This is a genomic window from Paenibacillus sp. NRS-1781 (assembly GCF_050467745.1).
GTDB lineage: Bacteria > Bacillota > Bacilli > Paenibacillales > Paenibacillaceae > Paenibacillus > Paenibacillus terrae_A.
The window spans coordinates 12,712-36,011 of record NZ_JBITPI010000035.1; the positions used below are offsets into that span (position 1 = coordinate 12,712).

Annotated in this window: 21 protein-coding genes and 1 riboswitch; of the genes, 16 read left to right on the plus strand and 5 right to left on the minus strand. The window is 47.8% G+C overall.

What is annotated here, in order from left to right; genetic code table 11:
* The first annotated feature begins 243 nt into the window (after window positions 1–243).
* Genes ACIFO6_RS13275 through ACIFO6_RS13290 form a run of 4 tightly spaced genes read left to right on the plus strand, consistent with a single transcriptional unit; the run spans window position 244 to window position 4,421 of the window.
* Entirely contained in the window at window positions 244–969 is a 726-nt protein-coding gene (locus ACIFO6_RS13275; protein WP_430041112.1) for a phosphonate ABC transporter ATP-binding protein, read from the plus strand.
* Window positions 966–2,300 (plus strand): hypothetical protein, encoded by a 1,335-nt coding sequence (locus ACIFO6_RS13280; RefSeq protein WP_044648477.1) that lies wholly within the window; start codon window positions 966–968, stop codon window positions 2,298–2,300. Before ACIFO6_RS13275 ends, ACIFO6_RS13280 begins: the two co-directional genes overlap by 4 nt.
* A 1-nt stretch (window position 2,301) precedes the next feature.
* Window positions 2,302–3,000, plus strand: coding sequence for a response regulator transcription factor (locus ACIFO6_RS13285; protein ID WP_014281511.1), 699 nt, complete (start codon window positions 2,302–2,304; stop codon window positions 2,998–3,000).
* Window positions 2,997–4,421 carry a HAMP domain-containing sensor histidine kinase gene (locus ACIFO6_RS13290; RefSeq protein WP_430041230.1) on the plus strand — a complete coding sequence of 475 codons (1,425 nt, stop codon included), beginning with the start codon at window positions 2,997–2,999 and terminating at the stop codon, window positions 4,419–4,421. The genes ACIFO6_RS13285 and ACIFO6_RS13290 overlap by 4 nt, the downstream gene beginning before the upstream one ends.
* A 97-nt stretch (window positions 4,422–4,518) precedes the next feature.
* Here ACIFO6_RS13290 and ACIFO6_RS13295 read toward each other — a convergent pair whose 3' ends face one another.
* Window positions 4,519–5,745: a glucose-1-phosphate adenylyltransferase gene (locus tag ACIFO6_RS13295; protein WP_430041113.1), complete on the minus strand. Its 1,227-nt coding sequence runs from the start codon at window positions 5,743–5,745 to the stop codon at window positions 4,519–4,521.
* A gap of 237 nt (window positions 5,746–5,982) precedes the next feature.
* On the opposite strand from ACIFO6_RS13295, the gene glgB reads away from it, so the two are divergent.
* Both glgB and glgA read left to right on the plus strand, forming a co-directional pair.
* On the plus strand, window positions 5,983–7,905 hold the full coding sequence (gene glgB / locus ACIFO6_RS13300; RefSeq protein ID WP_430041114.1) for a 1,4-alpha-glucan branching protein GlgB: 1,923 nt from the start codon (window positions 5,983–5,985) through the stop codon (window positions 7,903–7,905).
* Window positions 7,906–7,958: 53 nt separating this feature from the next.
* Window positions 7,959–9,401, plus strand: a complete 1,443-nt coding sequence (gene glgA, locus ACIFO6_RS13305; RefSeq protein WP_430041115.1) for a glycogen synthase GlgA — start codon at window positions 7,959–7,961, stop codon at window positions 9,399–9,401.
* 113 nt (window positions 9,402–9,514) lie between these two features.
* Here glgA and ACIFO6_RS13310 read toward each other — a convergent pair whose 3' ends face one another.
* Entirely contained in the window at window positions 9,515–10,591 is a 1,077-nt protein-coding gene (locus ACIFO6_RS13310; RefSeq protein WP_430041117.1) for a hypothetical protein, read from the minus strand.
* A gap of 64 nt (window positions 10,592–10,655) precedes the next feature.
* The gene (locus ACIFO6_RS13315; RefSeq protein WP_430041118.1) at window positions 10,656–11,834 is read right to left on the minus strand and encodes a M20 family metallopeptidase; all 1,179 of its coding nucleotides are present in this window, start codon (window positions 11,832–11,834) and stop codon (window positions 10,656–10,658) included.
* Between the two features lie 147 nt (window positions 11,835–11,981).
* Here ACIFO6_RS13315 and ACIFO6_RS13320 point away from each other — a divergent pair, with 147 nt between their 5' ends.
* From ACIFO6_RS13320 to ACIFO6_RS13330, 3 genes are all read left to right on the plus strand, one after another.
* Entirely contained in the window at window positions 11,982–13,445 is a 1,464-nt protein-coding gene (locus ACIFO6_RS13320) for an ABC transporter substrate-binding protein/permease (protein WP_430041119.1), read from the plus strand.
* The gene (locus tag ACIFO6_RS13325) at window positions 13,432–14,154 is read left to right on the plus strand and encodes an amino acid ABC transporter ATP-binding protein (protein ID WP_430041120.1); all 723 of its coding nucleotides are present in this window, start codon (window positions 13,432–13,434) and stop codon (window positions 14,152–14,154) included. The genes ACIFO6_RS13320 and ACIFO6_RS13325 overlap by 14 nt, the downstream gene beginning before the upstream one ends.
* A 246-nt stretch (window positions 14,155–14,400) precedes the next feature.
* Window positions 14,401–14,575, plus strand: a riboswitch (cyclic di-AMP (ydaO/yuaA leader).
* Window positions 14,576–14,582: 7 nt separating this feature from the next.
* On the plus strand, window positions 14,583–15,251 hold the full coding sequence (locus ACIFO6_RS13330; RefSeq protein WP_430041122.1) for a 3D domain-containing protein: 669 nt from the start codon (window positions 14,583–14,585) through the stop codon (window positions 15,249–15,251).
* 157 nt (window positions 15,252–15,408) lie between these two features.
* On the opposite strand, the gene ACIFO6_RS13335 is transcribed toward ACIFO6_RS13330, so the two are convergent.
* On the minus strand, window positions 15,409–16,215 hold the full coding sequence (locus ACIFO6_RS13335) for a polysaccharide deacetylase family protein (RefSeq protein ID WP_430041123.1): 807 nt from the start codon (window positions 16,213–16,215) through the stop codon (window positions 15,409–15,411).
* Window positions 16,216–16,518: 303 nt separating this feature from the next.
* Here ACIFO6_RS13335 and ACIFO6_RS13340 point away from each other — a divergent pair, with 303 nt between their 5' ends.
* From ACIFO6_RS13340 to mobB, 7 genes are all read left to right on the plus strand, one after another.
* A complete protein-coding gene (locus ACIFO6_RS13340; protein ID WP_430041231.1) occupies window positions 16,519–17,541 on the plus strand; it encodes an NADH:flavin oxidoreductase/NADH oxidase in 1,023 nt (340 codons plus the stop codon).
* A gap of 124 nt (window positions 17,542–17,665) precedes the next feature.
* Window positions 17,666–18,334, plus strand: coding sequence for a PspA/IM30 family protein (locus ACIFO6_RS13345; protein WP_014281523.1), 669 nt, complete (start codon window positions 17,666–17,668; stop codon window positions 18,332–18,334).
* Window positions 18,335–18,463: 129 nt separating this feature from the next.
* Window positions 18,464–18,871: a DUF350 domain-containing protein gene (locus ACIFO6_RS13350; RefSeq protein WP_137063271.1), complete on the plus strand. Its 408-nt coding sequence runs from the start codon at window positions 18,464–18,466 to the stop codon at window positions 18,869–18,871.
* Window positions 18,872–18,897: 26 nt separating this feature from the next.
* A complete protein-coding gene (locus tag ACIFO6_RS13355; RefSeq protein WP_430041125.1) occupies window positions 18,898–19,404 on the plus strand; it encodes a DUF4178 domain-containing protein in 507 nt (168 codons plus the stop codon).
* 13 nt (window positions 19,405–19,417) lie between these two features.
* On the plus strand, window positions 19,418–20,176 hold the full coding sequence (locus tag ACIFO6_RS13360) for a DUF4247 domain-containing protein (RefSeq protein ID WP_430041126.1): 759 nt from the start codon (window positions 19,418–19,420) through the stop codon (window positions 20,174–20,176).
* 194 nt (window positions 20,177–20,370) lie between these two features.
* Window positions 20,371–21,648: a molybdopterin molybdotransferase MoeA gene (locus ACIFO6_RS13365; RefSeq protein ID WP_430041127.1), complete on the plus strand. Its 1,278-nt coding sequence runs from the start codon at window positions 20,371–20,373 to the stop codon at window positions 21,646–21,648.
* On the plus strand, window positions 21,645–22,193 hold the full coding sequence (mobB, locus tag ACIFO6_RS13370; protein ID WP_430041128.1) for a molybdopterin-guanine dinucleotide biosynthesis protein B: 549 nt from the start codon (window positions 21,645–21,647) through the stop codon (window positions 22,191–22,193). The genes ACIFO6_RS13365 and mobB overlap by 4 nt, the downstream gene beginning before the upstream one ends.
* Before the next feature lie 4 nt (window positions 22,194–22,197).
* Here mobB and xerS read toward each other — a convergent pair whose 3' ends face one another.
* Window positions 22,198–23,298, minus strand: a complete 1,101-nt coding sequence (xerS, locus tag ACIFO6_RS13375; protein ID WP_430041129.1) for a tyrosine recombinase XerS — start codon at window positions 23,296–23,298, stop codon at window positions 22,198–22,200.
* Window positions 23,299–23,300: the final 2 nt, after the last annotated feature.

Below are 23,300 nucleotides of genomic sequence, written 5' to 3' on the forward strand. Positions count from 1 at the left end.
GGGTTTGCATTGGGTCTGCTTGGATTGTGGTTGGACCTAACATTAGCGGAGCGCTACTGGACTATGAAACCCAAGGCAGCATGTTTCTGGTTCTCGGGGGCAGATAAATCGTTTTCGGGTTGTTGGGATTGTTATTTCGAAAAATAATATCGACGGCATAAAACTGCGGTTTGCATGGTATTTGTTTCACATTTACTATAAACTATAGATAGTATTGATGGCGGACAAAGGGGAATCACAAAGATGATTAGAATACAGAAGCTGACCAAGCAAGTGGGGCCTGAACGGACCCCATTACTTCGCGGGATTAATGCTGAAATTCACCCGGGCGAACTGATAGCCGTAGTGGGACCGAGCGGAAGTGGAAAAACCACACTGCTGCGCTGTCTTGCTTTGCAGGAGCCATGGGAGGAAGGCAGCCTGATGGTAGATGGCCAGGATGTGCTGAAATCCGGATGGACGGGCAAAATGAAAATAAAGCGGGAATGGGCATATCTGGAGCAAAATCCGCATTTAAATATGAATCGGACCGCTCTCAAAAATGTGCTGATCGGCAGATCGGGTCAGACTCCATTATGGAGAATGGTGACCGGGATGGTGCGTTCTGACGATTATATGGGAGCAATGGATGTATTGGAGGATTTGGGCTTGCTGGATAAGGCGCATGACAAATGCGACAAGCTTAGCGGCGGTGAGCGGCAACGGGTAGCGACTGCGCGTGCGCTCGTTCACGGGGCTAAGGTCATTTTGGCTGATGAGCCTGTAAATGGACTTGATCCGACTTCAGCAGCTCATGTGATGGATACCTTCCGCAAGCTTTGCTCTGACGAACGGGTGACGGTAATCACCGTACTGCCGCTGGAGATGGCTGAACGCTTTGCTTCCCGTATATGGGGATTGAACGGCGGCGAACTCGTATTTGATATTCAGGGCAGACGACTGACACAGGCGGAAAAGAACAAATTGTGAAGGGGACGGCAAGAGAAGTGAAAATGATGTTGTTGAGAATGTTAACCGGTTGCTGCACATCACTGCTTCTTGTTGGATTTTTAAGCGGCTGTAATGTCATTAGCGATCCAATTTCGCTGATGCAGGCACCGATGATGTCTGACGAGAAACAGCAGCTGAATGGTGCTGTGATTACTCAGCTTGGAATGGTACAGCCTCTGCGACCCAATGACCCCGATGACCCCACGCCCATTCGGACGGGGGATCTGAACAATGATGGTACGGACGAAGCAGTGCTTTTTTACGAAACGCCAGATGAAAGTGTAAAAATACACGGGGCCTTGTTCGAGGATCAGAACGGAACGTGGGTAAAGAAGCTGACGTTTGACGGGGAAGGTACGGTGCTGGAATCGTTCAAGCTGGTCGACGTAACGAATGATGGCACGCTCGATATTGTAGCAGGCTTTTCCAGCGGGGATAGCAGTGAGGGTGGCGATCAGAAGGGACTTATCGTGTATTCCTATACCGGAGGAACTTTGGAGAAAATATATGCTACAGGTTATACGGACTTCGTCGTAGACGACTTTAATCATAACAAGATGGACCTGAACGGGGACAATTTGAATGACTTGACGATTATCCTGCTGCGTCGCAATGAATTTTTCACGGTCAAAACATTCCAATTCAGCGGGGGAACCTTTAAGGAAATCGGATCGCTGGATTTGGACAGTCAGGCTCTTAGTATCTACAATGTGGTCGCTGGTAAGGTAGCCGAGGGTAGGCAGGGGATCATTATAGATACCAAGATTGCTCAGACGACTACGGTGTCCAATGTCATTGTGATGGACCACGGCAAGCTCAAAAAGCTTGATCTCATGGATGTGACCTTTAAGGATGCTACCATTACTAGCGGTGATGTAGATGGTGATGGCATTCTGGAATTTGGCAATTTGGAGAAGCCGAAAGGCTGGTCCAACAGGCCACTGGATGAGGTTCCGTATTTTGTTTCGTTCTATCAGTGGGATGGGGCCAAGGGAACGATTTTCAAGCAGCAGCAGTATCGAGATTCCAATGATCAGGTCTATTTCAGGCTGCCAAAGGAACTGCATGGCAAAGTGACTATTGATCCGAAAGCATCAAAGAAGGACAGCTATTTGCGGTTCATTTTGGATAATACAGACAAAACGATTGCAGAAATTAAATATTTCTCATTGTCGCAATGGGAGCGAAACAATGAAGGCTATAGCCAGCTATGGCGAACCAATGCACAGGTGATTGGTATCAAGCGATCCAGCGAGCTGGAACCACGTAAAACCATTAAAAACAAGTTGGGGGAAAGGCAGGTAGAATAGAGTGAGTAAAGTTTTGATCATGGAAGACGAGGAATCCATTCGCAGCTTTATCGTCATAAACTTGAAACGAAACGGTTTCGAGGTGCTGGAGGCAGCAGATGGGCATGAGGCTCTTAATATTTTGAACACGGTGCGGGATATTGATATCGCGTTGCTCGACGTAATGGTGCCCGGTATGGACGGTTTCGAGGTCTGTCGAAGAATTCGGGAAACGAATGAGCGCATTGGTATTATCTTTCTCACGGCGAAGGTACAGGAGCAGGATAAGGTGTATGCCTTGTCTGTAGGGGCTGATGATCATGTGAGCAAGCCTTTCAGCCCGACGGAACTCATTGCCCGTATTCAGTCGCTGCTGCGTAGGGTGAATGTACACCGCGAGACGGCGGCTAAAGTATCCTTCCAGTCTGGTCCGTTCACGCTGGATCTGATTGCCAAGCAATTTAAGAAAAACGGGCAGTTGATTGAGCTGACGCCAACAGAGTTTTCCCTGATTCAATTTTTTCTGGAAAAAGAAAATACACCGCTCAGCCGGGATGTTTTGCTTGACCATGTGTGGGGCAAGGAATATATGGGCGATCCAAAAATCGTGGATGTGAACATCCGGCGGTTGCGGCAAAAAATTGAAAACAATCCTTCCGAACCCGCCTTTTTGCAAACGGTATGGGGGCATGGGTATAAATGGAAAGGTCAGGCTCAATGATCAAAAAAGGGATTGGCAGACAGATTGTGCTTCACTATTTTTTTGTGGTGTTCTTGGCGCTTCTGTTGGTAGAAGTCATTTTCATGATTGTAATCCGTGCATACTATTACGACACGATTTATAAGCACGTGGAAAGTCGCATCCAATCGGTAAGTGAGTTTGCACCCAAATTCAAGGAGCCGGGACAGTCTTTGCAGTCGTATCTGCTTAATACGTTTTCATTAGGGGATACGGAACTGCAATTGCTCGATGAGAAGGGGAATGTAATAGATAATTCCACGAACTTTGCGGCAGAAACAAGTGTACAAACCAGTGATGTGACGCAAGCATTAGCGGGGGATACGGGGAGCTGGATTGGGAAGCAACCTGGTACGGGTCAGCAAGTTATGGCGGTATCCAAAAAACTGGATAATATCGTCGGAGATCAGGTGTATATTGTTCGGTATACGACCTCGCTGGAAAAGGTCAACGATAAGCTATTTACCATTACGCTCTTCTCCGTGGGCATCATGGTAGCTGTACTGGTTATCGTATTCGTAGTCAGTACAGGACTAGCTAATTCCATCGTTAGGCCGATTAATAATATCCGTGATGTATCAGCTCAGATGGCGCAAGGGCGATTTGATGCACGAATTAAAGGAGATTATCGCTTTGAGTTGGGTGAGCTGGCTTCGACACTAAACTACATGGCCCAGGAAATTGCTAGAACGAATCAAATCAAGGATGATTTTATCTCGTCCATTTCCCATGAGCTGCGTACGCCGCTGACTTCTATTAAGGGATGGAGTGAAACGCTAAATTCCGGCGGCTATGATCCAGAGGAGACGAAGATCGGGATGCAGATTATTTCCAAGGAGACGGATCGGTTGATTGGTTTGGTCGAGGAGATTCTTGATTTTTCCAAGCTGGAACAAGACGCAATGAAGCTTGTCATGGGAACGGTTGATCTGCGCGAGCTTTTGCAGGAGATTATGCTGAACGTATGGGCCAAAGCGGAAATGAAGCAAATTAAACTCCAACTGGACTCGGAGGAAACAGTATACCTGGTTCATGGAGACGGCAACCGTTTGAAACAGGTGTTTTTAAACATTGCGGATAATGCCATCAAGTTCTCGCATGAAAGCTCTATTATTTTTCTGTCACTGCAAAAGATCGGAGACAACATCGAGGTGTCTATGCAAGACACAGGAATCGGGATTAGCGCGGAGAATCTTGCCAGAGTAAGAGAACGATTCTTCCAAGTAGACCATCAGAATGGTGGTACGGGCTTGGGATTGGCAATCTCGCAGCAATTTGTGGAGCGCCATCAAGGGCAAATGCTCATCAAGAGTGAATTGGGAGCAGGTACCACGATTACAGTTTCATTGCCTGCTTTGCAAGCCGAGGAACCCGTAGAGCCACCGCAACTCACGGAAGTCTAGATATGTAACCGAAAGTTAGTTTTAAATAGATGTAAATTATAAAAACAGCCAGTCCCCATTATAGTGAAGGGCTGGCTGTTTGACATATTTCGTTCCATTAAGAAGTAAAGCCTTCAGCACGCAGGCGTGTGTTGCGCTCATAAGCTTCTTTCAATATGCGGGCTGTTTGTGGGCGTACCGCCATTTTACCGAATACCGTTTCATTCGGCCCGATAACCATAATTTCACCCGGATTACCCTTGATGACTGCACCGTCACGAATCACAGCACCTTCACCAATAATCGCGTGCTCAATATACACATTACGACCAATACGGGTGTCAGGCATAACGATACTTTCCTTAATAGCCGAGCCTTTACCTATTTCGACACCGCTAAATACGACGGAACGTTCAATTTGACCTTCTACTTGGCAAGAATCATGCAGGAGGCTGTCCAATGGCTCCGTTTTGCGGTTAGATAGCTTATGTGCGCTCAACCTTGTGCGGCGTTCACGCGTATACATAGGCCAGTCTGTCCGTTGCAGATCAATCGCGCAATCCTCTTGCAGCAGATCCATATGTGAATCCCACAGGCTTTTAACGGTACCTACGTCCTTCCAGTAGCCTTGAAATTCGTAAACATATAAGGATTCTTGATCCGCCAGCATTTTAGGAATGATGTCTTTACCGAAATCATGGCTGGATTGCTCATCCTCGGCGTCCTCCACCAAATACTTTCTTAAATAATCCCACTTAAACAGGTAAATCCCCATAGAGGCCAGATTACTTTCAGGTTTCTCCGGCTTTTCAGCGAATTCGGTTACACGCAGCTCCTCATCGGCACTCATGACGCCAAAGCGGTGCGCTTCATCCCAAGGTACTTCCATAACGGAAATCGTAGCCGCAGCAACTTTTTCCTTATGATAGTTCAGCATTTCACGATAATTCATATAGTAAATATGATCACCAGATAAAATAAGCACGTGTTCCGGGTTTTGACTGTCTATATATTCGATATTTTTATGAATGGCGTCTGCCGTTCCCAAATATTCAGCGTTGTCTGTATTATAAGATGGAAGTAAGGTAACTCCCTTGTCGTTCGTTTGAGTAAGACCCCAGGGAGTTCCATCCCCAATATGCTCGTGCAAGGATTCCGCCTCATATTGCGTGAGCACACCTACAGTATCGATGTCTGAATTAACACAGTTGCTGAGAGGAAAATCGATAATTCGGTAATGACCGCCAAAGGGTACGGCGGGTTTTGCAATCGTTGAAGTAAGGGGAGCAAGACGGCGTCCCTCTCCGCCTGCCAGCAGCATGGCAATGCATTCTTTATTAAACATTTCGTTTCCCTCCCGGTTTAGTTGTCTGTTGTAGTACATACATAAACGGTATGGGGTGCTCTTGAAACCATCAGGTGTGTAAGATCCCCCAAAATTTAAGGTTTATTTTTTTCATAGTCATTTTTCTGTTCATTGTGGCTAGAATGGGGTAATAACCCAAGTCAGCTTTGACTGGAAAGCAAATGTATTTCCGAATCATACATTTTGTTCTAACAAACATATAAGGGTGGTGACGTGATGACAGACCAAACTCTCCCGCAACAGGCTGTATCGCCGGAAGATATTTATTTGTTTCACGAAGGAACACTTTATCACAGCTACCGATCTTTGGGTTCCCGCCTTACTGTGGAGAACGGAGAACAGGGCGTCCGTTTTACGGTCTGGGCTCCTCATGCTCTCCATGTCGGGCTTGCTACAGATCGTAACAACTGGAATGGGGAACAGGATTCCTTATATAGAGTTCCCGAATCTGGCTTTTGGAGTCGTTTTTTTTCAGGTATATCCCAAGGAACTTTTTACAAATATGATATTACGGGTGCAAATGGTGAACGTTTTCTAAAAGCAGACCCTTATGCGGTACGCGCAGAATTAAGACCGGCAACGGCTTCCGTGGTCGCTTCACTGGAGGGCTACGTTTGGAACGACGCGGCTTGGCGGCGTAAACGAAGAGAGCCTTATGGAAAGCCCCTTCATATATATGAGCTGCATTTGGGCACCTGGAAACAAAAAGAAGACGGTACGTTTTATACATACAGGGAAATGGCTGAGCTTCTTGTACCCTATGTAACGGAAATGGGTTACACGCATATTGAGCTTATGCCACTCAGTGAGCATCCGTATGATCTTTCCTGGGGATACCAGCTCACCGGATATTTTGCACTGACAAGCCGTTATGGGGAACCGCATGATTTTATGTATTTGGTGGATCGTTGTCATCAGGCAGGCATCGGGGTGCTTATGGATTGGGTTCCGGCTCATTTTGCCAAGGATGCTCATGGTTTGAGACTGTTTGATGGATCGCCGCTGTTCGAATACGCGGACCCGCTGATTGCAGAAAAGCCTGGTTGGGGGACACTGACGTTCGATTACAGCAAGCCGGAGGTGCGTTCTTTCCTGATATCCAATGCACTGTTCTGGATGGATGTGTACCACATTGACGGTCTGCGCGTAGATGCTGTGACGAGTATGTTGCGGCTGGATTTTGAAAAGCAGGACGGTCAATATTGTTTTAATTCCAAGGGAGGCATTGAAAATGAGGAGGCTATTGCCTTCCTTCAACAATTGAATGAAACAGTCTTCCGCTATTATCCGTATGCGCTGATGATGGCAGAGGAGTCCAGTGCCTGGCCGATGGTTACCTCCCTGGTAAGCGATGGAGGACTCGGCTTTAATTACAAATGGAATATGGGCTGGATGAACGATACGCTTGATTATATTGAAACGGTTTTCGATCAGAGGCCTGAGCGCCATAATTTGCTGACGTTCCCCATAGCCTATGCATACAGCGAGAATTTTACACTGCCGTTGTCACATGATGAGGTCGTTCATGGTAAAAAGTCGCTGCTTGATAAAATGCCGGGTAGCTATGAGCAAAAATTTGCCGGGCTTCGAGCGCTTCTCGGTTACCAAATCACCTCACCGGGCAAAAAGCTGTTATTTATGGGTGGGGAATTCGGCCAATTCATTGAATGGAAGGATGAGGAGCAGCTTGACTGGTTTCTGCTGGATTATGACAGTCACCGTTCGCTGCACGCTTTTACGAAAGCGCTGAATCATTTGTATATACAGGAAAAAGCATTATGGGAGCTGGATCATTCGTGGGATGGCTATCAGTGGATTGAGGCGGAGGACCGTGGGCAGAGCGTAATTACGTATTTGCGTAAAGGGAAAAAGCCGGGAGATACACTGGTCGTGCTTATTAACTTTCAGCCCGTGTCAAGAGATAACTACCGAATTGGTCTGGAAAAGGCGGGGAGCTATATTGAACTGCTGAACAGCGATCATTCGGACTTTAGCGGTAGTGGCCAGTTGAACACCGAAGTGTTGAGCACAGCCAAGATCCCTTGCCACGGACAACTCCACAGCTTGGAGCTGACCATTCCGCCGCTGAGTGTCGTTATACTGAAGAAAGCGCCCCGAAGGGCTAAAAAAGCAGATTAATCCATGTTACAACTGGTTTAAAATAGGGTTGAGGTCATTAGGAGGAAGCACATATGAACATTTTATTTGCGGCAGCAGAAGCACATCCATTTATTAAAACAGGCGGGCTGGCTGATGTCATTGGTGCACTGCCAAAGGCACTTCGTCAGGCGGGGTGCGATGTCCGGATCATCTTGCCTAAATATGCGGGGATCCCCGATCCTTATAAGGAGTCTCTGCGTCCGGTAACAGTCAAGCATGTCGCCGTAGGCTGGCGTGATCAGTATTGTGGAGTAGAGGAACTGATGTTGGACGGGATCAAGGTTTATTTTATAGATAATGAATATTACTTTGGTCGTGACGGAATTTACGGCTATATGGATGATGGCGAGCGTTTTTCCTTTTTCAACCGGGCGATCTTGGAAGTACTGCCTGATTTGAATTTTCAGCCTGATATTTTGCATTGTCATGACTGGCATACCGCGATGGCGCCGTTGCTATTGAATGCCAATTACCGTCATTTGCCCTTTTACAGTGATATTCGCACCGTGTTTACGATACATAACCTGTTGTATCAGGGGGATTTTCCATATGAGGTCTTAACGGAACTATTGAATCTGGACGGGAGCTATTTTACCCCTGAGGGTGTGGAATATCATGGCAGACTGAATTTTATGAAGGGTGGGCTGACCTACTCGGATCATGTCACCACTGTAAGTCCTACCTATGCAGAGGAGATACAGACGGAATTTTACGGATATGGGCTGGAAGGGCTGCTGCGTAAGCTGGGAGAGCAGGGGCGTTTGTCGGGTATTGTGAACGGAATTGATACCAAAAGCTACAATCCTGCTACGGACAACCGTATTTATACGAAGTACCGCACCAGTCTGGTCAAGAAAAAGAAAAACAAGATCGGTCTGCAAAAGGAACTGGGTCTGCCGGTACGACCGGATGTGCCTTTAATTGCGATGGTAACCCGACTTGTGGATATGAAGGGACTGAACCTGGTAACCAGGGTGCTTGATGAAATCATGTATGATGATGATATTCAGTTTGTTGTGCTGGGTACGGGAGATCCAGCCTTTGAGCATTGGTTCCGGGAAGCGGCTGGACGTTATCCCTTGAAAATGTCGGTGCAGCTCGCTTTTAGTGAGCCTTTGTCCCGTAAAATTTATGCTGCAAGCGATATGTACCTTATGCCGTCGAGGTTTGAGCCTTGCGGGATTAGCCAGCTGCTGGCGCTTCGTTATGGAAGCATCCCGATTGTGCGAGAAACGGGTGGTCTGAATGATACCGTACATGCTTACAATGAGTCCACAGGCGAAGGGAACGGCTTTAGCTTCAAAAATTACAATGCTCATGATATGCTGCATACGATTCGTCGTACGGCTGATTTTTATCGCCAGCCTGAGCATTGGTCCAAGCTTACACACACTGCTTTTGCAGGAGAGTACAGCTGGGATGTGTCGGCTGGAGCGTATCTGGATATTTACCGTTCACTGACAGGGAACGAATGAACTAAGTCGACCGGGCAGGAGTGTCTGAACAAGGCAGAATTGGCATAGTACAATGGAAAAAGGGCATCCCACAGAAGCCAATAGTGGCTGAGGAATGCCCTTTTTTGCTGCGATCAGTCGCCTCCGCCTCCACCACAGCTGCTTCCGCATGAGGAGCTACTGCTGCACGAGGAATGGCTACCGCCGGAATCACCCGAATCGTGGTGAGATGAGCCTCCATCATGGGAGCTTCCGTGGCAAGAGTGATGGTTCGAGTGGTGCGTATCCCAATTCGAGCAGCCACTTGCTGAACTACAGCCTGACGAGCTTGCTAATGCGGCACTTCCTGTAGCATCAGGATGCATCTGCAAGGCAAACTGATGGGGTTGATACCAGGAATACCATACGACGGCCAGCAGCAGATCATCTATTTGTAAATAGTTGACCTTCAGCAGCCGCTTGCCATCTGGATCATCCACTGCTTCATTCACCCGATTACGCAGATGGTTCATGATCCTCTGAACCGCTTGCTGTGCCTGCTGAGAGATGCCTATGCTCTCCTGCATATTCCAACGATCGCCTGCTGGCTGCCCGGAAGCTGTCAGCTTGTAATAGTGTGCAAGCTCGTTATTCGGTAATGGATGATTGAAAAAAGTCCCCCATAAGCTTGCACTATAGTGGTTCCAGCCAAAGCATTCCGCATACAGCCAGTCAAACCATGCCCGTTCATCTGGCATCGGCTGTGAGCCAGCGTGAGGGGCGTGGTGCAGCATACGACCAAAGAAGGCTTCCGAGAAATGCTGGTATTCCCGCGTAAACATCAGCATTTCGTGCCACAGTTCATCCACATCTGGACTGAACATGGGCACTCGATTCATAATCGCACATAGCATAAAATAGCGTTTGAGCTCATTCCAGCGCCAATCGTATTCCTGTTCCGTCAGGTGAGGATGGGTATCCATTACACGCCGCCTTACACTATGAGCGTAGGAGGCTGGAATAGATTGTTCCAGAAGCTGCACGAGCTCTATAATTTCCTTATACCGCCCCTGTTCAAGGGAAGAAGGGGACGGGGAGCGGAGAAAAAAAGCATTACGGCGGCGTGTCTTTCGATTTTCCCTGTTCCTTCGGTATAATGCTCGAAAAAAGAACCACAAAATAATGATGTCGACCACAATAAACAACGCCCAAAAGCTGCTCATATGATTCATAATGACTGCTCCTTTCTGGAGAGAAGACGGAAGACGAAATTAAAAATTTGGCGAAATTAAAATTTTAAATTTTTCTTTTCAGCAGAGAGAATTCTTCCTTAATCTGTGTCAGTAACTCAGGATTCGTGATTACATCACATGCGGTCCAGGCCAAGGTTCTGGCGGCTAGCAACATTCCTTCCAGCGCCCGGTCCTGCATCGCCAAATCGCGGAATTCAGGTGTATGCAAGGCGTGCTTCTCGTCAATAACTTGAATGTACGGATGAATGGCGGGACAGTGCAGCGACACATTTCCAATATCCATGGAGCCGTGATCTTCGCCCTCTGTGATGTCCTCCTGCGGAATGCCTGTCAGCACCAAATTTGCGGTAAAGGCATCGGAGAGCGCACGGTTGGTCACCATTTCATCATAAGATGTCTCATAATTCGAGGTTTTCAGACGACACCCGGCTTGTAGGGCCGCTCCTTCGGCAATTTGAATGACGCGGCGAGTCAATGAATTCAGTTCATGCCGTGTAGCAGCCCGTACATAAAATTGGGCAGAGGCATAATCAGGAATGATGTTTGCTGCCTGGCCTCCTTGATTAATGATGCCGTGAATACGTACCGTACTCTTCACCTGCTGGCGGAACGCATTAATGCCGTTGAACGTTTGAATCACCGCGTCCAACGCGTTAATACCTTCGTGGGGACTGGCCGCCGCGTGAGCGGATTGCCCAAAGAATTCGAATTGTACGGCATCAATCGCCAGCGATTTACCCGATTTTTCATAACCGTCGTAAGGATGCGTCATGAGTGCTATATCACAATCATCAAACAACCCGGCAGCCGCCATGGGGACCTTGGCACCGCGTGTTTCCTCGGCAGGTGTGCCGTATACTCGTACTTCTCCACCGATCTCGTCAATGACCGATTTGAGGCCAACAGCCGCTCCTGTACTCATCATACAGATCAGATGGTGTCCGCATGCGTGTCCCAGACCTTTCAGGGCGTCATATTCTGCTAGAAAAGCGATGACCGGACCGGGTTTTGCGGCTTTATAAGTCGCAATAAAAGCCGTTTCGATACCTAGAACAAGAGCCTGCACTTCAAATCCGTGAAAAGCCAATTCCTCTTTTAGACGAGCAGCCGCCAAAAACTCCTCATTCCCCAGCTCTGGGTTTGCGCCAATATATATAGAAATATCCTTAAAACTTTGGGCATGCTGCTCAATGGTACGTTGGATCGTCTGTTTAAAATCCATGCTAAAAACTCCTTTATATATGCTGTAATGTAGGTACTAAGCTAGAGTGCTGAATTTGTACTATAACATTCATTGCATAATCATGCATATTCATTTATAATGACACAATCTTATTTATTATAAAGAATTTAAGGAGAGAAAAAAAGATTGAAAAAGGCATATCGTTTTACCGCCCTTATTCTGACGGCGGTTATCTTGCTGTTGGCTGGTCTTCCGATGCTTACTGCATACGGGACGGAAGCGAAGACACAGTCAAAACTTGTACTCGGCATGAGTGCCGATTTTCCGCCTTATGAGTTTCATAAAGACATTAACGGCAAGGATACCATTGTAGGATTTGACGTTGATATCGCCAATGAAATTGCCAAGGATCTGGGTGCAGAGCTGGTCATTGAGGACATGAGCTTTGACTCGTTGCTGCCTGCCCTGCAAAGCGGTCGTGTAGACCTGGTACTGTCTGGTATGACACCAACGGATGAACGCAGAAAGAGCATTGATTTTTCGGATGTATACTACCACTCCAAGCAAGTCATTATGGTACGTCCGGAGGATAAGGACAAATATCCGATGATGGCTGCTTTGAAAGGCGAGAAGATCGGGGCACAAAAGGGCAGTATTCAGGAAGAGATTGCTCAAAAAGTGCCCAATTCCTCTGTAACTTCGCTGGATAAAATCTCCGACCTGGTACTCCAGCTTCGGACACAGCGTATTAACGCTGTCGTGATTGAGGATACAGTTGCTAAAGGATATACGTTGGACGGTACGGTAACGCTCGCCAAGGCGGTGCCAGAGGATGAGGGAGCAGAAACCGCTGTAGGTATTCGTAAAGGAAATGCTGAACTGCTGGCCTCTGTAAATAAAACGTTGACTCGCCTGAAAGCAGACGGTTCTATTGAAAAGTTTTCCACAGAAGCGAGTGCGCTCAATGCGGATCGACAGGTTTCATCCAATAACATCGTGGATATATTTTGGAAATATCGCAGCTTTTACGTTACGGGTATCGGCTACACGTTGTTGCTGTCTGCGCTCGGGGTACTGTTCGGATTTATCATTGGTCTGATCATCTCTCTGCTGCGGATGAGTGGTGTACGTATCATTGAATGGTTGGGTACGGCCTACGTAGAGGTACTACGTGGTACACCTATGCTGGTACAGCTTATGATCATCCATTATGGGGTTGCTTTGACGCTGGGCGTCAATTTTACGCCACTTCAGTCCGGTATTATTACGTTATCTCTGAATAGCTCGGCTTATCTGGCTGAAATTTTCCGTGCAGGTATCCAGGCAGTGGACCGTGGTCAGATGGAAGCAGCTCGTTCACTCGGTATGGGACGAGGCAAAGCTATGCGTCACGTCATTTTACCGCAAGCGTTCAAGTCTGTACTGCCTGCGATCGGCAATGAGTTTATTACGATTATTAAAGAGTCCTCCATCATTTCTACCATCGGTATCGTGGATATTATGTATCAGGCCCAAGTCATTAAGAACATCACCTACGAAGGATTAAGTCCGTTCGTCATCGCGGCTGCTATTTATTTTGTAATGACATTCAGCTTGTCGAAGCTGTTGGGTTTATGGGAAAGGAAGTTGAGAGCCAGTGATCACCGTTAAACAACTGCGTAAATCGTTCGGCAAAAGTGAAATTTTAAAAGGCATTGATATAGATATTGCCAAAGGCGAGGTTGTTGTCGTCATTGGCCCGAGTGGTTCGGGGAAAAGTACATTTTTACGTTGTATGAATCTGCTGGAGCAGCCGACCGACGGGGAGATTTTGTTTGAGGGCGAGCCGATCACAGCTCGTGGTCATAACATTAATGCGACTCGTGAGAAAATGGGGATGGTGTTCCAGCATTTCAACCTGTTCCCGCACAAAACGGTGCTGCAAAATCTGACGCTTGCGCCAACTCAGGTTAGGGGCCAGTCTGTGAAGGAAGCGGAGAAAATTGCGCTGGAGCTGCTGCGCACCGTTGGACTTGAAGACAAAAAGGCCACCTATCCAAATCAGTTATCCGGTGGACAGAAGCAGCGGATTGCGATTGCACGCGCCTTGGCGATGCAGCCGCATGTAATGCTCTTCGATGAGCCGACTTCGGCTTTGGACCCTGAAATGGTCGGGGAGGTGCTGGACGTGATGAAGAAGCTGGCTGAGGGTGGCATGACGATGGTCATCGTGACCCATGAAATGGGCTTTGCCCGCGAGGTAGGAGACCGCATTATCTTTATGGATAACGGTCAAATTGTGGAGCAAGGTACACCGGAGCAGGTTTTTGGTACTCCAAGCCATGATCGTACCCGGGATTTTCTTGCCAAGGTTTTGTAAGAAATGAGCTTGTAAAGGCTATGAAGAAAGCTCTCCGCGTTGGAAGTTTGACGGGGGGCTTTTTCTTTTTTTTGTCATCCTCGTTCATATTTTTGTAACTAATTTCGATTTCATGATGACAAAATTGTAACACATGTAGTATGATGTTCAAGGTTCCCAACATTTTCATGCAGATAAGGTTACAAAATTGTGATATTATGCAGTGAGCCAAAACTTACCGGGGCAGCAGACAGCTACGACAGACGCTGAATGCGGGACCCAAAACCATGGGAAGTGCGGGGGACGTAACAACGGCAGTAACTTCTGATCCGTCTTCATACGAATGGATGGAAGGTTGCCTAGGGGTGAATTGCATTAAGCATAGGGCTTCTCCTGAGTCCGAATCCGACAGCTAACTTCGCAGGCATAACAGAGGAGGTACATATCTTTTGAAACATCTGAAACGTATTGGAAAAACAATGAAATTTGCGGTGCTGGCAGTAGCCATTGCAGGATTGGCGCAGACAGCCGGGGTAGCCGACGCTGCTTCGCTTCATACGGCCAAGGAAGGTGACACCTTCTTTTTACTTGCTCAACGTTACGGGGTATTTGTAGAAGATCTGCAAAAGGAGAACCCGGATGTTGCCGCCAGCAATATATATGCAGGAATGCAAATTAAGGTGCCGGACGAGAACAAGTTAAAGGCCGCTTCGGATTCGAAGCCTCAGCTTCTTTCCGAGAAAGCGCCAGCAGGTGACGGTCAACAGGTTGAAGCATGGGGCAAAACATTCAACTACAGAAAAGTAGTTGACGTGAAGGCCACAGCGTATTCCGCAGCAGCCAGTGAAAATGGAAAATGGGGAGCGGTGGACTATTTCGGAAATCCGCTTAAGCTCGGTACGATTGCGGTAGACCCCAACGTAATTCCGTTGGGTACGAAAGTGTTGGTTACAGGCTATTCCCACCCGGGGCTGCCGGATCAATCTTTTGTAGCAGTAGCACGTGATAAGGGCAGCGCCATCACGGGTAAACGGATTGATATTTTCATTCCAGGCAGCCCATCTTTTGTGAGTGACTTTGGTTTTCAGAATGTGAAGCTGTATGTCATTGATAAATAGACTATGTAAGCAAATGAATTAAGTGAACATAATATATATTATGTAAACTATGATCAAATAACGTAATCGCAGGTTCAGATCATATATGGGTCTTGTCGATTAGAAAAGGGCTGTCTTGACCGCAGAATGCATCTGCTGACAAGACAGCCCTTTACTGTTATTTCCGCTCCGAGGTGTGAAGTAGCCGGGGAACCGTGACAAATTTGTAGCCCTTGGCTTTCAGCGACTGAATGAGACCCGGCAGGGATTGAACAGCGCCTTTCAGATTGGAGCTTTGACCTCCACCTGCGTGCATTAAAATGATAGAGCCTGGTCCAGTAGCCGGGATCACATTACGCTGAATTTGTGTTTTACTGAGTCCCTTCCAATCGAGGGAGTCTACGTTCCAATTGACAATCATGTAGCCGTGACGACGCGCCCATCGGATCTGAGGCTCCGTAATTTCACCATAGGGCGGGCGGATCAGCTTGGGTCGAAAGCCTACAGTGGCCTCCAAAATATGTTCTGTTTTCTTAATCTGGTTGCGAAAGCGTTCCGGTGAAGCCTTCCTAAAATCCGGATGGGTATAGGAATGGTTGCCTAAGGCATGGCCTTCACGTACGATACGGCGAATCATGCCCGGGTGTTTTTCCGCACGGTGACCGACAATAAAGAAGGTGGCTTTGATCCCATTCGCATGCAAAATGTCCAGAACCTGCGGCGTATACCGGGAATCGGGCACGTCATCAAAAGTCAGGGCAATTTGCTGAGTGTGCGGGCCGCACATTTTGAAAATATCCGCATGTTTTTTTCGAAGCATGGCTAATGTGGGAGTGGCTCGTTCTCTGCTCTTATGTGCTGAAGAAACAACAGTCGCTTCCTTGGAATGAGTCGTTCCGATATCGGGAGGCGCATCCGCGTGAACGGGAAAACTCGAAAATGCTAGTAACAGTGACATGATTGGCAATATTCCCCTGTACGGCATATGTATCCCCCTTTCCGTGCAGTGGTTCCTTCTGTTGCTTTCATTTATTATGTACCTGACATGTTGAAATTATGCCGCAGAACAGGTTAGACTATGGAGTGACTGAGTGGAAATGCCTTGTGAATCGGATGTAAGTGCAGATCACGAAGCTAAACGAACATATTCTATTAAACCTGACCGAAAACAGCAGTATTTTCGCAGCTTTTAGCCTTTAAATGGATTCGGTATCCAGTGATTACTGGTGTATAATGGGGTTGCAATTCATATTGTACAGAGATGGAATTAAAGGAAGGATGGATCAAAGTGACCGACTTGTTTACTCCTTATCAATTAAAGGGACTCTCTTTAAAAAATCGGATTGTAATGCCCCCCATGTGCCAATACAGTGTGGAGGCCAAAGATGGAAAGCCAAATGATTGGCATCATGTCCATTACGTTAGCCGGGCAGTAGGTGGCACCGGGCTGATTATTGTGGAAATGACAGCGGTCCATCCGGATGGACGTATTACAGATTATGATCTGGGTATTTGGAGTGATGAGCATATTCCTGCATACCGTAAAATAGTGGAGGAAGTCCACAAGTACGGTGCCAAAATCGGAATTCAATTAGGTCATGCCGGACGCAAGGCTGAAGATGCTGATTTGCCTGTCGCACCTTCCTCGATTGCTTTTAGCGAACGTTTCAAGGAGCCGCATGCTTTGACAACAGCCGAGGCCAGGAAGCTGGTTCAGGCTTATAAGGAAGGCGCGCGCCGCGCGGTGGAAGCCTGTTTTGATACAGTAGAAATTCATGGTGCCCATGGCTATCTGATTCATCAATTTCATTCCCCTTTAACGAACAGAAGAGAAGATGAGTATGGACAGGATTTATCGCTGTTCGGTGTTGAAGTGATTCAGGCTGTTAAAGAGGTGCTTCCGTCTGATATGCCTGTGTTGATGCGGATATCCGCCAAAGAGTATGTTGAAAATGGATATAGTGTGGAATACATAGCAGGCATAGGGGAACGATATCGTGATGCAGGTGTGGATATTTTTCACATCTCCTCTGGTGGCGAGGGGCCGATTGGTTCCAATGGCGGTCCATCTGCGCGTGCGGGATATCAGGTGGATCTGGCACATGATATACGTGAAAAGCTAAATGTGCCTGTAATCGCTGTTGGTCTGCTGGACGATTATGAGGATGCCCGGCGGGTGATTCAGCAAAAAGAAGCTGATCTGGTAGCGATAGGACGCGCCATGCTGCGCGATCCGTATTGGGCGCTGCATGCGTCGCGGGAGCTAAAAGTACAGGCGGATATCCCGGAGCCTTACTTGCGCGGTTTTTAGAATGCACTTTATTTTTTAGAATGCACTTTGTCCGATAATATTTTTGAAACTCTATTTGCAAAGCTTGCGTAAACATGTGTACAGAGCTTAAAATTTAAGCATTCAACACTAGGAGGAACTTCACATGTCTATTTTCAAACGTTTAAGAGATCTTACCATGTCCAATATCAACTCCATTATTGACAAAGCCGAAGATCCAGTTAAAATGACAGATCAATACATTCGTGATATGCAAGAGGATCTGGAGGATGCAGAGAAAGCGGTAGCCGCTCAGATTGCCATTGAGAAGAGATTCAAACAGCAGTACGAAGAGCAGGCTGCTCTGGTAAAAAAACGTGAAGAGCAGGCCCATACAGCAGCAAAAGCGCAAAATGTGGATCTGGCTCGCCGCGCGTTGGAAGAAAAGAAATCTGCTGAGCAAAAAATGACCGAGTTTAAGGCTGGCTACGAGCAGAACAAGGCGGCAGCCGATAACCTGCGCGGTAAGCTGGATGAAATGCGCAGACAGCTGACGGAAATGAAGAACAAGCGTGAAACGCTGGTTGCCCGTTATAATGCAGCTAAAGCACAAACGGAAATTAACAAAGCAATGAACGGTTTTAGCTCCGATACGGCAACTGCCGGGCTGAAGCGCATGGAAGAAAAAATGCTGCAAGCAGAGGCGCGTGCTGAAGCAAGCAACGAAATGTCCTCTAAAGAAAAATCGCTGGATGAGGAATTCAAGGAGCTTGATAAGAAAAGTGCCGTGGACGATGAGCTTGCCGCTTTGTTGAAGCAATACGACAATAAATAAGGTTATAAGCATGGCCGCCTGTGTGGCTGCTAAGGAGCGAAGGGGAACCGTTTTCTCCTTCGCTTTTCCCTGCCCGGAGGCGTAAATCAACATATATGAAGGTCAAGATGATGTGGAGGATGGTATGAAATGCATTTTTTAGAAACGATGAAAGCGATGCTTGTATGGACTGGCGCGGGTGCCGTTTTGTTGTTCGTATTGATGTACATTGATTCTTTATTTACGAAGTATAAGGATTTTGCAGAAGTGAAAGCCGGTAATATGGCCGTAACAGTCCGGTTAATTATGAAGCTGTTTGCACAGGGGTATATTTTGTCAAGCTCCATTGCTACAGCTAACAATTTGCTGGAGGCGCTTGTGTATTCTGTGATCGCCTTTGTCATTCTGTTTGTTTTGGAAGTTGTCGTACGTCTATTGCTTCGGTACTGGGCACAGCTTGATCTGGATAAAGGCACACAGGAAGGAAAAATCGGCTTTGGTCTGTTTTCAGGTACGCTGCATCTGGTCGGCGCTTTAATCATTGCGGCATGCTTCTAGGCTAAAGAAAGGCAGGGGGAATCATCATGGGTGTATGGAAACGAATTTCGAATCTGTTTACCAAGCCAGAGCCGCCAAAAGCGGAAAAGAGTATGCTTCATTTAAATCCCGGCGATATCTGTGAAGTGTCGCTTGTCACATATGAAGTGGTGGGCCGAGTACATAACCGCGCTCGGAATGCCGTTGTTCTGACGCTTCAGGATGGTAATCAAGTCAGCTACCTTCACATTGAGGAACGGGAAACGCTGCAATTCGGACTGTACCAGGCTATCGATGGCAGACTGGACAACCCGGAGGAAGTGCCAACGATTCTGGAGCTGGATGATACAACATATCATTTGGAAGAGCAGTATTTTGGGCATGTTACGGTTATGGGCCGTGCTCCTTTTCGACAGGGTGGAGAGCAGCATGTTTGGCAGTATCAGTCGGATGATTACCATCTGCTGCGTGTAGAGTGGCAGGACGGCCGCTTTATGCTTTATGAAGGAGAAGAAGTAATTACCGGAGACGTCAAGGTTATTCGGGCAAGCTAGGAGAGGGTGACACATGAGCAAACGCACCTGGCAGTATGCATTAAAGGTCATTGTGGCGCTGAGCTTGTTCGTATCCGTGCTAAGCGGTTGCGGTGCGCCAAATGTGAAAGATACGTACCCATTGGAATCGGTCAGTGGCAGCGGCAACTCGACCTCGTACGTGTACCGGGCCGCAGGCAAGACGGTTCCAGAAGTGGCGGAGGAACTGAAAGAACAACGTGAACCGAAACAAATCTCGCCGCAGAGCAATGAGCGGATGTTTCTGGTGTACAGCGATGAATGGTATCATTTACAGCAAGATCCAGCCAAGAAGGAAGACACATTAATTGAAATCGACAGCAAGAAGTATGTCGAGCAAAATTACAGCTCCAGCTTTCTAAAAGGATACTTAACGGCAACCGTACTGGATGCTCTGTTTGATTCGTTGCGCGGATCAGGCTCTTACCGGGGGTATTCCAGCAGAGATGTATATCGGCCTTCTCAAGGCCAGTACCGTGCACCTACGGTGCAGGAGAAGAAAGCCATCCCGCCTATTACGGTGGAGCGGAAGGGTTCCGTTACCCGCAGGGGTACGGGGTCTGATTCCAGTGTCGGTTCCAGCGGAAGTCTGTTCGACAGAGGCTCCAGCAGTAGTTCACCGAGTAGAGGCTCGATTTCGCGTGACCGGGGCAGCAGCGGTGGTTCCAGCATTTTTAATTCGCCGCGCAAATCTTATAGTAAGCCTAAAACACGCAGCGGATCAGGTAAAATCAGCCGACGAAGTCGACGATGATGGGGTTAAGGTGTGTAATGACAAGCAAACTTTTAACGTAGAATCTGCAAAACAGTCCGGGAATGTGATCCCGGGCTGTTTTTTTTGCGTATAGAGACTTGTCGCTACTCAATAAACATGGCTCGGATTTGCCAGATAACGGTTTTAGCGTTATAACAGAAAGAGGGCATTTTCAGAAGAACGGGAGTGAAGATATGAATCAGGCACAACTCAATTCGAACAAATTTCAGCGCAAAGCGGTTCAAGTGGAAGAAGCGCAAAGCAGAATAGCTGCTCATGTTAAACAGGGAGAGCGGGAGGATGTAGGACTGGAGCAGGCGCATGGACGTTATTTGGCGATGGATTTGACCGCACCACACCCGTATCCCAGCTTCCGTCGTTCAGGCATGGATGGATACGCCATCCTTGGTTCGGACACTGAAGTCTGTTCGTCCGGTCAGGAAATCTGGCTACGCGTGATTGGTGAAATCCCATGCGGCACCGTATCGGACAAGCGGGTGGAGACGGGAATGGCGACCCGCATCATGACAGGAGCACAATTACCTGAAGGGGCCGATACGGTTGTTATGTTGGAAGCGACACAGCTACGTGAGGAAGATGGACAGGTATATGTCGGCTTGAAGAAGCGCATGGAAATCGGCAAAAATGTGACGACAATCGGCCATGAGATTCAGGAAGGTCAGCTTTTACTTAGTAAAGGAACCTGTCTGGGGGCAGGACACATCTCGGTGCTGGCTACCTTTGGTGTACATCGGGTACCCGTCTGTAGGAAGCCACGAGTAGCTGTTTTTTCCACAGGTTCGGAATTGCTTGCCGTGGATGAGCCGTTGCAGCCGGGGAAAATTCGGAACAGCAATACATATATGCTGGCTTCACAAATCAGGGAGGGAGGGGGGGAGCCGTTCATCCTGCAAGCCATTCATGATGATTTGGCTCTCGCCCGTGCTTCTGTGCGTGAAGCGATAGCTGCCTACGATATCGTCGTTACGAGTGGCGGAGTATCGGTGGGGGATTTTGATATTATGGGCGATCTGGTACGACAGGAGGATGTGGATATGCTGTTCAACAAGGTCACCATGCGTCCGGGTAGTGTGACCACAGCCGCGGTGATTGACGGCAAGCTACTATTTGCGCTTTCTGGCAATCCCGGTGCGTGCTTTGTAGGTTGTGAGTTGTTTGTGCGGCCCACCATCCAAATGATGCTGTCTTCAGAACAGCCGTATCTGCAAACCTGGACGGCGCGGTTGGGAGCAGATTATACGAAGGTGAATAATTTTACCCGTTTTGTACGCAGCTCCCTGGAAATATGCAGCGGGCAAGTATACGCAATTCCTGCGCGAGTAGATGAATCCAGCGTCATGGTGACGATTAAGGACGCCGACTGTCTGATCGTGGTTCCTCCAACAACAGAAGGCTTGCGTGCAGGGGAAGAGGTGCGTGTGCTGGTGCTTCAAGGCGGTCAGGTGACGTGAATACGACGAATCCGTATGTATGTCAGGTTGTCGGCTTCAAAAACACGGGGAAAACGACCTTCCTCGGAGGATTGATTGTTTATTTGCGGGAGTCTGGACTACGTGTAGCTGTGATCAAGCATGATGGACATGAGTTTGAGATGGATCATGAGGGAACAGATACGTACAAGCACCGACTAGCGGGAGCCGAAGGCGTAGCCATTGTTTCAGATGGAAGAACAGCCATTTTAGAGGAGCATAGTCGGCCTGTTGCCGGACTGATCCGGCATTTTCAGGCATACGACTGCGTGTTGCTGGAAGGCTTCAAGCAGGAGCATTATCCGAAGCTGGTTATGGTGCGGGAACAATCGGATGCCCAGCTTACTACTGAGCTGACCAATGTACAGGGAGTAGCGGTTTGGGAGGATCATACGGGCTGGGCACAGAGCCATTTTTCGGATCAAACGATGCAGATATTTCCCGCCGATGCCAACGGCCCGGCAGGCCGCTGGTTACTTGGACAGATTCAGAATCAGAGAGAAGGAGTCCGGGATGAGCAGGGCTGAGACATCAATCGGCTGAGTCGGTTTGAGTCTCCACCCGCCGTTCAATCGCTTGGGACATGGTCTTGTCGGTCAGATGGGCATAGACTTCTGTCGTTTCTGTGGAAGCATGACCGAGTTGTTCCTTCGTTTTGTAAATATCGTTTTGCAGATAGTAGTCGGTGGCAAAGGAATGACGGAGCTTGTGAACGGTCAGGTAAGGCTTGCCGAACCGTTTGGCATACTTGATAATCATCGCCTGAATCGCTCTTTTGGTCATCCGTTTGCCTTCCGTACTGCCGTTGGGACGTGCGACGAAGAGCGCTTTTTCCTTTTTGGGTGCGCGATAACGGGTATGCCGCAGGGATAAATAGAGTGCCAGATCATCTTTGGACTGCTCGCGGAAATATACTGGCGTTTTAAAGGTCTCATCGTTGTGGCCTTTACGGTACACATATAGTAATTTGTTGTTTACATCCAGATCGTCCAGATTCAGATTGACGATTTCAGATACGCGCAGGCCCGAGTTCAGAATGAGACTGGCAATACAGGCGTCCCGTTCCTTGTTCAGCTCATAGGAGTACAGTGCCTGCTTGTTACCGGCCAAATCTTGTCCATAGCCTTCATAAATATAGCCGATAAATTCAAGCAGCTCCTCCTCCTCTAGTATTTTTCCTTTGAGCTTGGCGGCCGTGTCCTTGGGTTTATGTATGCGCTTGATTTCGACCTTGGCCATAATGTTGCGTTTGAGCAAAGGATAAAAGTTTTCATCCTCAGCGATCTGGCTCAAATAATGAAAGAGGGAACGCAGGGACGAAAGCTTACGTGAAATCGTAATGCGGGAATTGGAGCCTTCACGCTTAGTCGATAGAAACAAACGATAGCCTGTAATACTATCCATATGGAGCGTCTCCAATTCTTCCAGTGTAACTTGGGCGTTCGTCTCTCCGGCAGACAAGCCCTCTGAGCGAAGCCATGTAAAAAAAGCTTCATAATCCCGCACATATTCCAGCAATGTGGAAGGGGACAGGTCGGGTAGCTTGTAATCCATAAATTGCTGCACGTACCATGGTAATCCCGGCATTTTTTCATCCAGTTTGCGCCGGTCGATGATCTTTTGTATATTCATTG